Origin of the sequence: Actinopolymorpha singaporensis (assembly GCF_900104745.1) — a bacterium.
Taxonomy (GTDB): Bacteria; Actinomycetota; Actinomycetes; order Propionibacteriales; family Actinopolymorphaceae; genus Actinopolymorpha; species Actinopolymorpha singaporensis.
Window position 1 is genome coordinate 2,939,599 of the sequence record NZ_LT629732.1, and the last position, 12,163, is coordinate 2,951,761.

Consider the following 12,163-nt stretch of genomic DNA (forward strand, 5'->3'; position numbering starts at 1 on the left):
ACTGACCGTCACCACTGCACGACACACGGAAGGTACGCCACTCATGGCTAAGCTCAGCAACGACGAGCTGCTCGACGCGTTCAAGGAGATGACGCTTCTCGAGCTCAGCGAGTTCGTCAAGCAGTTCGAGGACACCTTCGGCGTGACCGCGGCCGCTCCGGTCGCCGTCGCGGCGGGCCCCGCGGCCGGCGGTGCCGCGCCCGAGGCCGAGGAGGAGAAGGACGAGTTCGACGTCATCCTCGAGGCTGCCGGCGACAAGAAGATCCAGGTCATCAAGGAGGTGCGCACGCTCACCAGCCTCGGCCTGAAGGAGGCCAAGGACCTGGTCGAGGGCGCGCCGAAGCCCGTCCTGGAGAAGGCCAACAAGGAGACCGCGGAGAAGGCCAAGGAGTCCCTCGAGGCTGTTGGCGCCAAGGTCACCCTGAAGTAAGGGACGTTCGCACGCGGTCCGCGCGACCGCGGTCGTCTGTCTGTGCAGAGGGCGGTCACCCACCTGGGTGACCGCCCTCTTCCCGTCCGCGGACCGCACATTCTGTCGTCCGCACGGCCGTAACCTCGCCGACTCCGGCTCGTTGAGGAGGCGTGTGTATCGGTCGCCGCCACCGGGGGGTCTGCGGCGGCCGGTACGCACGCAGACCGGCGGTGAGGAGTTCTGGTGGGCGTCGAGATCCGGGTGGACGGGCTCACCAAGTCCTTCGGGGGCGCGCCGGTCTGGCGCGACGTCAGCCTCACTCTTCCGTCCGGTGAGATCAGCGTTCTGCTGGGGCCTTCCGGCACGGGCAAGTCGGTCTTCCTGAAATGCCTGGTCGGCCTGCTCAAACCCGACCGGGGCCACATCCTCATCGAGGGCCACGACATCGCCACCTGCCGGGAGCGGGAGTTGTACCGCGTCCGCAGACTTTTCGGCGTCCTCTTCCAGGACGGCGCGTTGTTCGGCTCGATGAACCTCTACGACAACGTGGCGTTCCCGCTGCGCGAACACACCCGCAGGTCCGAGAACGAGATCCGTTCGATCGTGATGTCGAAGATCGAGATGGTCGGGCTGCTCGGCGCGGAGCGCAAGCTGCCCGGCGAGATCTCCGGCGGGATGCGCAAGCGGGCCGGGCTCGCCAGGGCGCTCGTACTCGACCCCGAGATCATCCTGTTCGACGAGCCGGACTCCGGCCTGGACCCGGTGCGGACGGCGTACCTCAACCAGTTGATCGTCGACCTCAACCAGCAGACCGGCGCGACGTTCCTCATCGTCACCCACGACATCAACACCGCCCGCACGGTGCCCGACAACATCGGCTTGCTCTACCACCGGCACCTCGCGATGTTCGGTCCGCGGGAGATGTGCCTGTGCTCGCAGGAACCCGTCGTACGGCAGTTCCTCAACGCGCAAAGGGTGGGCCCGATCGGCATGTCGGAGGAGAAGGACGCCGACGAGCTCGCGGCCGAGGCGGCGGCCGGGGTGGAGCTGGCGGCGCTCCCGCCGATCCCGCTCCAGCTCGGGCCTTCCAACGGTGAACCTCGGCCCAGCCAGCGCCCGCCCGGGCAGTGGTGTGCCGACAACGACGTGACCCCGCCGCCGGGTTCGTTCGAGCCGGACCCTTCGTCCGCGGCGTCGCCCGTGCCCGCCTCGGCCGGGGCGGCCGCGCCGGCTGGGGCCGGGCCCGGGGTTGCCGGGGGAGACGGACCGTGAGCCGGCATCCGACGGCACCGCTGCAGGCGAGCGGCCGGCTGTTCGCGTTCGGACTGGACGTCGTGCGCGGGCTGCCGCGACGACCTTTCCAGTGGCAGGAGTTCGTCCGCCAGGCGTGGTTCCTGGCCGGGGTCACGATCGTGCCGACGGCGCTGGTGGCGATCCCCTTCGGTGCCGTCATCGCCTTGCAGGTGGGCGGCCTGATCAGGCAGTTTGGTGCCCAGTCGTTCGCCGGGGCGGCGATGGTGCTCGCCGTGGTCCGGGAGGCGTCGCCGATCGCGACGGCGCTGCTGATCGCCGGGGCGGGAGGTTCGGCGATCTGTGCCGACCTCGGTTCGCGCACGATCCGGGAGGAGATCGACGCGATGCGGGTGCTCGGGATCGACCCGCTGCACCGGCTGGTCGTGCCCCGGGTGCTCGCCGCGATGTTCGTCGCCGTCTTCCTCAACGGCCTGGTGAGCGTCGTCGGCGTGATCGGCGGCTACGTCTTCAACGTCGTCCTGCAGGGAGGTACGCCGGGCGCCTACCTCGCGTCGTTCACCGCCCTGGCGCAGCTTCCGGACCTGTGGGCAGGTGAGGTCAAGGCGCTGGTGTTCGGCCTGCTCGCCGCGGTGGTCGCGTCGTACAAGGGCCTTTCCGCCGGCGGCGGGCCGAAGGGCGTCGGCGACGCGGTCAACCAGACCGTGGTGATCACCTTCATGCTGCTGTTCTTCGCGAACTTCGTGATGCAGGCGGTCTACTTCCAGCTCGTCCCGCCGAAGGGTGCCTGAGGTGAGCGCTCCGTTGCGTGCCCTGGACACCCTCGGTGACCAGCTCGCCTTCTACCTCCGGGCGGCCGGCTGGATCCCCGCGACCGTACGCCGCTACCGGCGGGAGGTACTACGCCTGCTGGCCGAGGTGAGCTTCGGCACCGGAGCGCTGGCGGTCGTCGGCGGCACGGTCGGGGTGATCGCGTTCCTGGCGTTCTTCACCGGCACCGAGGTCGGCCTGCAGGGGTACGCCGCGCTCAACCAACTGGGCACCTCCGCCTACGCGGGCTTCGTGTCGGCGTACTTCAACACCCGCGAGATCGCGCCGCTGATCGCCGGCATCGCGCTGGCGGCGACGGTTGGCTGCGGCTTCACCGCCCAGCTCGGCGCGATGCGGGTCAGCGAGGAGGTGGACGCCCTGGAGGTGATGGCCGTCCCGTCGCTGCCGTTCCTCGTCAGCACGCGGATCGTCGCCGGGCTGCTCGCGGTCGTTCCGTTGTACGTCGTCGGGCTGTTCTCGTCGTACTTCGCGACCCGGCTCGTCGTCACCGCGGGCTACGGCCAGAGCGCCGGGACCTACGACCACTACTTCCACCTGTTCCTGCCGCCGCACGACGTGCTCTGGTCGTTCGGAAAGGTGCTGGTATTCGCGGTGCTGATCATCTCGATCCACTGCTACCACGGCTACCACGCCACCGGCGGCCCCGCGGGAGTCGGCGTGGCGGTCGGCCGGGCGGTGCGTACGTCGATCGTGGTCATCAACGTCGTCGACTTGGCGCTGTCGATGGCGATCTGGGGCGCGAGCACGACCGTGCGGCTGGCGGGGTAGGCGATGGCCGGTCGTACACAGTTCGAGAAGGTGACCCGGCGGCCCGGGCGCTCGGGTCGGCCCGGGCAGCCCGGGCAGTCTCGGCAGCCTGGGCAGTCGAGGTGGCCCTGGCAGGCCGCGCGACCCGGGCGGCCGGGTCGGCTCGGGCCGCGGGCGCTGGGGATCGTCTTCCTCGCCCTGCTGGTGGGCTTCGGCGGCCTGACGTACGCGTTCTTCACCCAGGCGTTCACCGACACGGCCGAGGTGACCCTGGAGACCGACCACGTGGGGCTGGAGCTCAACCGGCAGGCGGACGTGAAGGTCCGCGGCCTGATCGTGGGCGAGGTACGCCACGTCGCGTCCGACGGCCGCCGGGCCCGGGTCGACCTCGCGCTGACGCCGGACAGCCTGGCCGCCATCCCGGCCAACGTGACCGCCCGGATCGTGCCGAAGACGTTGTTCGGGGAGAAGTACGTCGAACTCGTCCTGCCGGCCAGGCCGTCTCCGCGCAGGCTCGCGGCCGGCGACGTGATCGGGCCGGACCGGTCGAGTGTGGCGATCGAACTCGCCGCCGTCCTCGAGGACGTCTACCCGCTGCTGCGCACCCTTCGCCCGGCCCAACTGAACGCGACACTGGCCGCGCTCGCCACCGCGCTGGAGGGACGCGGTGACCGGATCGGCGGCAACCTCACCCGGCTGGACGCCTACCTGGGCCGGCTCGACCCGCACCTGCCGCAGCTCAACCACGACGTGTCCGCTCTCGCCGACGTCGCGGACATCTACGCCGACGCGACCCCCGACCTGGTGCGGCTGCTGCGCAACGCCACGAAGACCGGGAGCACCGTCGTGGTCAAGCAACGGGTGCTGGAGGACTTCCTCACCGACCTCGCCGGCACCAGCGCGTCCACCCGGAGGTTCCTGGCCGACAACGAGGCCGGCCTGATCCGGGTCGGCGAGGTGAGCCGGCCCACGCTGGACCTGCTGGCGACGTACTCCCCGGAGTACTCCTGCCTGCTGGAGGGCCTGGCGAACTGGGTGCCCCGCATCGACGACGCGTTCGGCGGCGGCGAGCACTATCCGGGCAGTGCGCCCGCGCTGCACATCACGCTGGAGGTCGTCGACCAGCACCGCGGTTACGGGCGGCAGGACCGGCCGGCGTACGACGACGACCGCGGGCCGGGCTGCCGTTCGCTGCCGGACCCGCCGTACTCCCAGGCCGACCCGGCGCCGGGCAGCGGCGTACGGGAGGGGGTCGGCGGGTCCGGATCGGGGTCAGGTCCCGGGGCCGGCTCCGGAGCGGGGGCGCGGGCTCCGGTGTTCGACCTGTCCAGCGGGTACGCCGGCACCGCCCGGGAACAGCGGGTGGTCGACGCCCTGGTGGCGCCGGTGCTGCGCATCCCGCCGGGCGACGTACCCGACGTGACCACCCTGCTGTACGGCCCGCTGGTCCGTGGGACGCAGGTGAGCGTCGGATGAGCCGTTCGTTCCTGCGTCTCCAGACGATCCGCCCGAGGATCCGCCCGAGGATCTCCGACCGTACGACGGCGGCCGCCGCGGCCAAGCTCGCCGTGTTCGTCGTGGTGACGACGCTGGCCACGGCACTGCTGGCGGTCACCATCGCCAACGTCGGGCTCGGCGCGTCCCGGGAGTACCACGCAGTCTTCACCGACGTGACCGGCGTCGAGAAGGGCGACGACGTACGCATCGCCGGTGTCCGGGTGGGCGAGGTGCGTGCGGTGGACGTGCTGCCCGAACGCGGCGGCGGCGCGCTGGCCCGGCTGACGTTCACCGTCGCCGCGGACCAGGTGCTCGCCCGCAGCGTCCTGGCGACGATCAGGTTCCGCAACCTCGTCGGGCAGCGCTACGTGGCGCTGTCGGAGGGGGCGGGCGGCGCCGCACCGTTGCCGGCCGGCGGCACCATCCCGGTCGCCCAGACCCGCCCGGCGCTCGACCTGACGGTGCTCTTCGACGGCTTCAAGCCGCTGTTCGCCGCGCTGTCGCCGCAGGACGTCAACCAGTTGGCGTACGAGATCATCCAGGTGCTGCAGGGCGAGGGCGGCACGGTGGAGAGCCTGCTCGCGCACACCGCGTCCCTCACCAGCACCCTCGCCGACCGGGACAAGGTGATCGGCGACCTGATCGACCACCTCGACACGGTGCTGGCCACCGTCGCGAAACGCGACCGGAAGCTGTCCGCCCTGGTGGTCCAGCTGCAGCGGTTCGTGTCCGGCCTGGCCGAGGACCGCAAGGCCATCGGCGATTCGCTGGACTCGATCGTCACCCTCAACCGGCAGACCGCGGGCCTTCTCCGTGACGCCCGCCCGGACCTGCGTACCGACGTCACCCAGCTCGGCAGGGTGGCGGGAACCCTGGACGACAACTCCGCCCTGGTGGAGCGGACGCTGCGGCGGATGCCCGGCAAGCTCGACCGGCTCACCAGAACCGCGACCTACGGCTCGTGGTTCAACTTCTACCTCTGCGACTTCGACGGTCGGATCGTGCTGCCCACCGGCAAGGAGCTGCCCCGTGCGGGCCTGCACGTCACCGACGCGAGGTGTCAACGATGAGGTGCCGGGCGAGGAGGGGCCGGACGATGAGGTGCCGACGACGAACGGGTCGGCGATGAGGGGCCGGACGCCGCGCTACTACACCACCGTCGGCGCGGTGGGCCTGGTGGTGCTCGCCGCGCTGGTCTACGGCGCGTTCCACGCTGCCGACCTGCCGCTGATCGGCGGCGGTACGACGTACGCCGCGCGGTTCGGCGAGGCGGGTGGGCTCCGGGCGGACGACGAGGTGCGGGTCGCGGGTGTGAAGGTCGGGCACGTCCGCGCGGTCGAGCTCGCCGGGTCGCACGTGCGGGTGGAGTTCCGGATCACCGACGACCGTGTCCGGCTCGGACGCGACACCGGCGCGGCGATCCGGATCCGCACGCTGCTCGGCCGCAAGTACCTCTCCCTGGTGCCGGCCGGGCCGGGCCGGCTGGACCCGGCCAGGGAGATCCCGCAGTCGCGTACGGTCTCGCCGTACGACGTGGTGGAGGCGTTCAGTGACCTGGCCACCACCACCGGCCGGATCGACACCGCCCAGCTCGCCACCGCGCTGGACACGCTGAGCGCGACGTTCGCGGGTACGCCAGCGGAGGTGCGCGGCTCCCTCGACGGCCTGTCCCGGCTGTCGCGCACCATCGCCTCACGTGACGAGGAACTGCACCGGCTGCTCGCGCACGCCAACCAGGTGTCCCGGGTCCTCGCCGACCGCGACACCGAGCTCGTCGCGCTGGTCCGCGACGGCGACCTGGTCCTGCGTGAGGTGCGCGCCCGGCGGGCGCTCATCCACCAGTTGCTGGTCACCGCGCAGGAGCTGTCGGCGCAGATCAGCGGCCTGGTGGCGGACAACCAGGCCCGGCTGGAACCGGCGTTGAAGCGGCTGGCCTCCGTGGTCGGCATGCTCCGGGCCAACCAGGACAGCCTGGACCGCAGCATCCGGCTGCTGGCGCCGTTCCTGCGGGTGTTCACGAACACCCTCGGCACCGGACCGTGGTTCGACACCTACATCCCGAACCTCGTGCCACTTCCGGCCGCACCCCGAGTCCCCGGAGGCGGCCGATGACCCGGGTGCTCACCAGGCTGCGCGCGAAGCTGCGATCGACGGCGCGTACGGCGCCTACGACGAAAGCGCCGGCGCGCAGCCGGCAGTGGGCTCGTGAGCGCGGGCCGGCCGTCGCCGTCGTGCTCGCCCTGGCCGCCGTGGCCGGGCTCACCTACGCGGTGTGGCCGGAGGCGCCGCGTAGGCACCTGGTCGCGCACTTCCCGCGCACGGTCGGCCTCTACGAAGGCTCCGACGTGCGCATCCTCGGCGTACCGGTGGGCCGGGTGGACCGGGTCCGGCCGGAGGGCACCGCGGTGCGGGTGGACATGTCGTACGACGCGAGGCAGAAGGTGCCCGCGAACGCCCGGGCGGTGGTGATCTCGCCCTCGGTGGTCAGCGACCGGTACGTCCAGCTCACCCCGGTCTACCGCGGCGGGCCCGTGCTCGCCGACGGAGCGGAGATCGCGCTGCCGCGCACCGCCGTACCTGTCGAGCTCGACCGCATCTACCAGAGCCTGGACGACCTGGTGGTGGCGCTCGGCCCGAACGGCGCCAACCGGCAGGGCTCGCTGTCCCGGCTGCTCACCGTGGGCGCGGACAACCTGCAGGGCCAGGGCGGGAAGCTGCACGCCACGATCGGCGACCTCGCCGACGCGACCCAGACGCTGTCCGGCGGCCGGCAGGACCTGTTCGCGACGGTACGCCAGCTGCAGGAGTTCACCGGCGCACTGGCGGACAGCGACGCGCAGGTACGCGCGTTCAACACCGACCTGGCCGGCGTCGCGGACCAGCTCGCGGGGGAGCGGGGCGACCTGCGGGCGGCGCTCGCCCAGCTCGCGGCGGCCCTCACCGACGTGGCGGCGTTCGTCCGGGACAACCGCGCCGAGGTGCGCGCCAACGTGCACGGGCTCACCGAGCTGTCGAAGACGCTCGTACGGCAACAGGCCGCCCTGCGCGAGGTGCTGGACACCGCACCGGTGGCACTGTCCAACCTCGACCACACCTACAACCCGCGGACGGGCACGTTGGACACGCGCAACAACTTCGCCCAGACCGACGACCCGGGCGCCTACCTGTGCGCGCTGCTGCGCCAGTCGGGGCAGCCGAAGTCGGTGTGCGACGACCTGACCAGGGTCCTCGACGACCTGCCGCTGCCGCAGGTGCCGGGCGCCCCGGCGACCGGCGGCACCGCCGGGCAGCCCGCACCCACCAGCGACCGCTCGCTCGGCGGGATCCTCCGATGAGCACCTGGCCGACGAGCGCCTGGCCCGGCCGGACCGGGTTCGCGACCGTACGCCGGACCGCCGTACTCCTCCTCGCCGGCGTTCTGCTCACCGGCTGCGGGTTCACCGTCTACGACCTGCCTCTACCCGGAGGCGGAGGGGCCGGCGGCGACTCCTACCAGGTGACGGTGAGGTTCCGGGACGTGCTCGACCTGGTGCCCCGCTCGGCGGTGAAGGTCGACGACGTCACAGTCGGCGAGGTGGAGAAGATCCACCTGGACGGCTACACCGCCGAGGTCGTCCTCCGGCTCGCCCGGAAGGTGCGGCTGCCCGACAACGCCACTGCGCGGATCCGCCAGACGAGCCTGCTCGGGGAGAAGTTCGTCTCCCTGGCGCCGCCCGCGGACCAGGCCGGCTACGGACGGCTCGGCGACGGCGACGTGATCCCGCTCGCACGAACCGGCCGCGACGTCGAGGTCGAAGAGGTCCTCTCGGCGCTGTCGTTGCTGCTCAACGGCGGTGGCGTCGCGCAGCTGAAGACGATCGAGGTCGAGCTGAACAAGGCGATGTCGGGGCGCGAACCGGACGTACGCCGGCTGCTGGCCAGGCTGGACACCTTCCTCGGACAGCTCGACGCCCACAAGCAGGAGATCACCCGGGCCATCGACAACCTGGACCGGCTGTCCGCGTCGCTCGCCGCGCAGAAGACCACCCTGGCCGCGGCGGTGGACCAGCTGCCGGCCGCTCTGAAGGTCCTCGCCGACCAGCGCCGCGACCTCACCCGGATGCTGGTGGAACTGTCCCGGCTCGGCGACGTGGGCGCCCGGGTCATCGTCTCCTCCCGCGAGGACCTGCTGGCGAATCTGCAGGCGCTGGACCCGATCCTCACCGAGCTGGCCCGCGCGGGGGACAGCCTGCCGAAGTCACTGCAGCTGCTGTTCACCTATCCGTTCTCGGACGCGACGGCGAACGCGGTCGCCGGCGACTACACCAACCTCCAGCTGTCCCTGGACGTCGACCTGCAGGGCCTGCTGTCCGGTCGTACGCCTCCGCCGGTGCCGCCTGCGCCCCCGTTGCCTCGCGTCCCGCTCCCCACGAAGACGCCGACCGCCCTGCCGACCGTTCCGGTCCCGACGGCGCTGCCCACGGTTCCTCTGCCGACCGCGGTGCCGACGTCCCTGCCGACCTCGCTGCCGACGGTGCCGGCGCCGCACCCGAGGAGTCCGGCGCCGGGCTGCCTGCCGCCGCTGACCTGCGCGAACGGCGCCGCGTCCGTCGTACCCGCGTACGACGCCAACCTCGGCCGGCTGCTCGTCGGAGGTGTGCTGTGATCACCCGCACCGTCCGGATCCAGCTGGTGGTGTTCCTGGCGCTGACGCTGGTGGGTACCGCCGTCGCCGGGATCAGGTACGCCGGGCTCGGGCGGGCGCTGGTCGGCGGGACGTACGTCGTGCACGCCGACTTCGCCGACGCCGGCGGGATCTTCACCGGGGCGGAGGTCACCTACCGCGGCGTCGCCGTCGGGCGGGTCGACCGGCTGCGCCCCACCCGGTCCGGCGTCGACGTGGCGCTCACCCTCGACGACGGCACCCGCGTACCCGCCGACACCCTCGCCGTGGTCGCCAACCGTTCGGCGATCGGCGAGCAGTACGTCGACCTGCAGCCCCGGCGACGCGAGGGACCGTATCTGCGCGACGGCACCCGGATCGCCCGCGCCGGCACCCGGACTCCACTGCCCACGACGACGCTGCTGCTCGACCTGGACCGGCTCGCGTCCTCGGTCCCGAAGAAGGACCTGGTGACGGTCCTGGACGAACTCGGGACCGCCTTCGCCGGCACCGGACCGGACCTGTCCCGGCTGGTCGACGCGGGGAACTCCCTGGTCGAGACCGCGGACGCGAACCTCGCCCAGACCGTCGACCTGATCGACCGCGGCGGGACCGTCCTGGACACGCAACGGGACTCGGGCAGCGCGATCAGGAGCTTCGCCGGCGACCTCGCCGACCTGTCCGACACGTTGGTCCGGGCGGACCCGGACGTCCGTGAGGTGCTGGCGTCTGGCGTCCTGACCGCCGAGCAGGTGCAGGGCCTGGTGGACGAGAACGCCGGTGACGTGCCCGTACTCCTGGCCAACCTCGCGAGCACGGGGCAGCTCGTCCGGGTCCGGCTGCGGGGAGTCCAGCAGGCGCTGATCCTCTACCCCTACGTCGTCCGCGGCGGCTACACGGTGGTCGCCCGTGACCCCGGCAGCAGCCACTACACCGCGCACTTCGGGCTCCAGCTCGCGACCTCGCCCGGGGCCTGCCGGAAGGGCTATGAGGGAACGAGGCGGCGGAGCCCGCAGGACCTGGGACGGACACCGCTGAACACCGACGCGCGGTGCACGGACCGGACGACCACCGAGCGCGGTGCCGAGAACGCTCCGGGGGCCGGCGCCGGTGAGCCCCGAACGGGATCGGAGCCTCCGCGGTCCGGGGCTGCGCGGTCGGGGGCTGCGCGGTCAGGTGTGCGGCCGGCGGCGTACGACCCGTCGACCGGAGTGGTCCGGCTTCCAGGGGGAGAACCGGCCCGGATCGGCTCACTCGGGGGAGAGCAACGTGCCTTCGGAAAGGAGTCGTGGAAATGGCTGTTGATCGGACCGATGACGCGATGACGAACGTGCTGGACGGGACGCCGCCCGACGACTCGGCCGACGGCACGATGGACGCCCCCGTCGACGGCCCTGTGGACGGCCCCGTCGACGGCCCGGTGGACGGCCCGGTGGACGCCCCGGCCCGGCCGCGGCCGCTCGGTCCGCTCGTCGCCGCACTCGCGGCTCTGCTCCTCGCCGGACTGGTGGCCGCCGGCTTCCTCGGCTCGCGGGTCCTCGCCGCGCACGAGGAGGACCGCTCACGCGCACAGGCCCTGCACACGGCGCGCCAGCTGGTGGCCGACTTCACCACCGTGGACTACCGGAAGTTCGACCGGCAGTCGGGTGAGGTGCTGGAACTCGCCTCGGGCGACTTCCGCAGCCAGTACTCCCACGCGGCCAGGCGGCTGCGGACCCTGGTCACCCAGAACCGCACCGTGTCTCGCGGCCGGATCCTCGAGGCCGGGATCACCAGCTTCGACCAGGACTCCGCCCGGGTGATGGTCGTTGCCGACGCCGAGGTGACGCACGTCGGCGCCGGCAAACCCCAGCTTCGGACGTACCGGCTCCAGCTCGACCTCAGCCGGGAGAAGACGGGCTGGCGGGTGGTCGAGCTGCAGTTCGTCGGCTGAGTGTGAGGGCCGAGGACCAGAAGAACCGCCGAGAGCGGGCGAGATGGCACGGGACGGGGAGAGCAGGAGTACCGAACGATGAGCGCGACCGACACGAACGCGACGGAGCCGAACGCGACCGACCCGAGCACGGCGACGAGTACGGGGGCGGCGCCCCCGCGGCGCACCTGGCCGGTCGCCGTCCTCGCCGCTGCCGTGGCCGTCGTACTGGCCGCGACCGCGGTCCTCGGCTACCGCGCGAAGGTGGCGGGGGAGGTGGAGTCGGCCCGGACCGGGGCGTCGAGCGCCGCCCGGACCGCGGCGCAGGTCGTGCTCGGCTACGACTACCGTCGGCTCGACTCCGACTTCGGCCGGTCGCGGGCCCTGCTGACCGGTGATTTCCGGAACAAGTACACCCAGACCGTCACGACCCTGGTCAGGCCGACCGCGACCCAGACCCACGCGGTCGTGGTCGCTGAGGTGAGGTCGGTGTCCGTGATGTCCGCGACCCCCGACCAGGTGGTCACGCTGCTCTTCGTCAACCAGACCACCACCAGCAACCGGACGGCCGGGCCCCGGACCGACCTCAACCGCGTCCGAATGACCATGCGCCGGGTGGGCGACCGGTGGCTGGTCAGCGGGATGACGGGCCTGTGATCTGCCGGTTCGTCCCGGGAAAGATCGCCAAACCGGCCGTTGCCTCCTTGACTCGGCCTCGCACTCGGTCCATGCTTCCGGGGAGGCCGTGCGGGGGGCCCGGCCGCGCAAGAGCTCGCCGATGGCGATGGAGCTTCGGTGGCGAATTCTCCGCGTAATCCGAGGTACTAGACAGCAGTGCGCCAGCGGGCTACACTGTCGCTTTGCCCTGCCT

Annotated in this window: 12 protein-coding genes; all 12 read left to right on the plus strand. The window is 72.0% G+C overall.

The window, feature by feature from the left end; translation table 11 throughout:
• Window positions 1-43 precede the first annotated feature (43 nt).
• Window positions 44-430 (plus strand): 50S ribosomal protein L7/L12, encoded by a 387-nt coding sequence (gene rplL, locus BLU27_RS13375; RefSeq protein WP_092653770.1) that lies wholly within the window; start codon window positions 44-46, stop codon window positions 428-430.
• Between the two features lie 225 nt (window positions 431-655).
• Window positions 656-1,684, plus strand: coding sequence for an ABC transporter ATP-binding protein (locus tag BLU27_RS13380; RefSeq protein ID WP_092653772.1), 1,029 nt, complete (start codon window positions 656-658; stop codon window positions 1,682-1,684).
• Entirely contained in the window at window positions 1,681-2,454 is a 774-nt protein-coding gene (locus BLU27_RS13385) for an MlaE family ABC transporter permease (RefSeq protein WP_092653774.1), read from the plus strand. The genes BLU27_RS13380 and BLU27_RS13385 overlap by 4 nt, the downstream gene beginning before the upstream one ends.
• A 1-nt stretch (window position 2,455) precedes the next feature.
• On the plus strand, window positions 2,456-3,262 hold the full coding sequence (locus BLU27_RS13390; protein ID WP_241827950.1) for an MlaE family ABC transporter permease: 807 nt from the start codon (window positions 2,456-2,458) through the stop codon (window positions 3,260-3,262).
• A 3-nt stretch (window positions 3,263-3,265) separates the two neighbouring features.
• Complete coding sequence (locus tag BLU27_RS13395; RefSeq protein ID WP_092653778.1) at window positions 3,266-4,717, plus strand: MCE family protein; 1,452 nt, start codon at window positions 3,266-3,268, stop codon at window positions 4,715-4,717.
• Complete coding sequence (locus tag BLU27_RS13400; RefSeq protein ID WP_092653780.1) at window positions 4,714-5,808, plus strand: MCE family protein; 1,095 nt, start codon at window positions 4,714-4,716, stop codon at window positions 5,806-5,808. Before BLU27_RS13395 ends, BLU27_RS13400 begins: the two co-directional genes overlap by 4 nt.
• Window positions 5,768-6,850 carry an MCE family protein gene (locus BLU27_RS13405; protein ID WP_241827951.1) on the plus strand — a complete coding sequence of 361 codons (1,083 nt, stop codon included), beginning with the start codon at window positions 5,768-5,770 and terminating at the stop codon, window positions 6,848-6,850. Before BLU27_RS13400 ends, BLU27_RS13405 begins: the two co-directional genes overlap by 41 nt.
• On the plus strand, window positions 6,847-8,073 hold the full coding sequence (locus tag BLU27_RS13410) for an MCE family protein (RefSeq protein WP_092653782.1): 1,227 nt from the start codon (window positions 6,847-6,849) through the stop codon (window positions 8,071-8,073). Before BLU27_RS13405 ends, BLU27_RS13410 begins: the two co-directional genes overlap by 4 nt.
• Complete coding sequence (locus BLU27_RS13415) at window positions 8,070-9,383, plus strand: MCE family protein (protein WP_092653784.1); 1,314 nt, start codon at window positions 8,070-8,072, stop codon at window positions 9,381-9,383. Before BLU27_RS13410 ends, BLU27_RS13415 begins: the two co-directional genes overlap by 4 nt.
• A complete protein-coding gene (locus BLU27_RS13420; RefSeq protein ID WP_092653785.1) occupies window positions 9,380-10,705 on the plus strand; it encodes an MCE family protein in 1,326 nt (441 codons plus the stop codon). Before BLU27_RS13415 ends, BLU27_RS13420 begins: the two co-directional genes overlap by 4 nt.
• Window positions 10,675-11,313, plus strand: a complete 639-nt coding sequence (locus BLU27_RS13425; RefSeq protein ID WP_157728519.1) for a hypothetical protein — start codon at window positions 10,675-10,677, stop codon at window positions 11,311-11,313. Before BLU27_RS13420 ends, BLU27_RS13425 begins: the two co-directional genes overlap by 31 nt.
• Before the next feature lie 78 nt (window positions 11,314-11,391).
• Window positions 11,392-11,949, plus strand: coding sequence for a hypothetical protein (locus BLU27_RS13430; RefSeq protein ID WP_092653789.1), 558 nt, complete (start codon window positions 11,392-11,394; stop codon window positions 11,947-11,949).
• Window positions 11,950-12,163 lie beyond the last annotated feature (214 nt).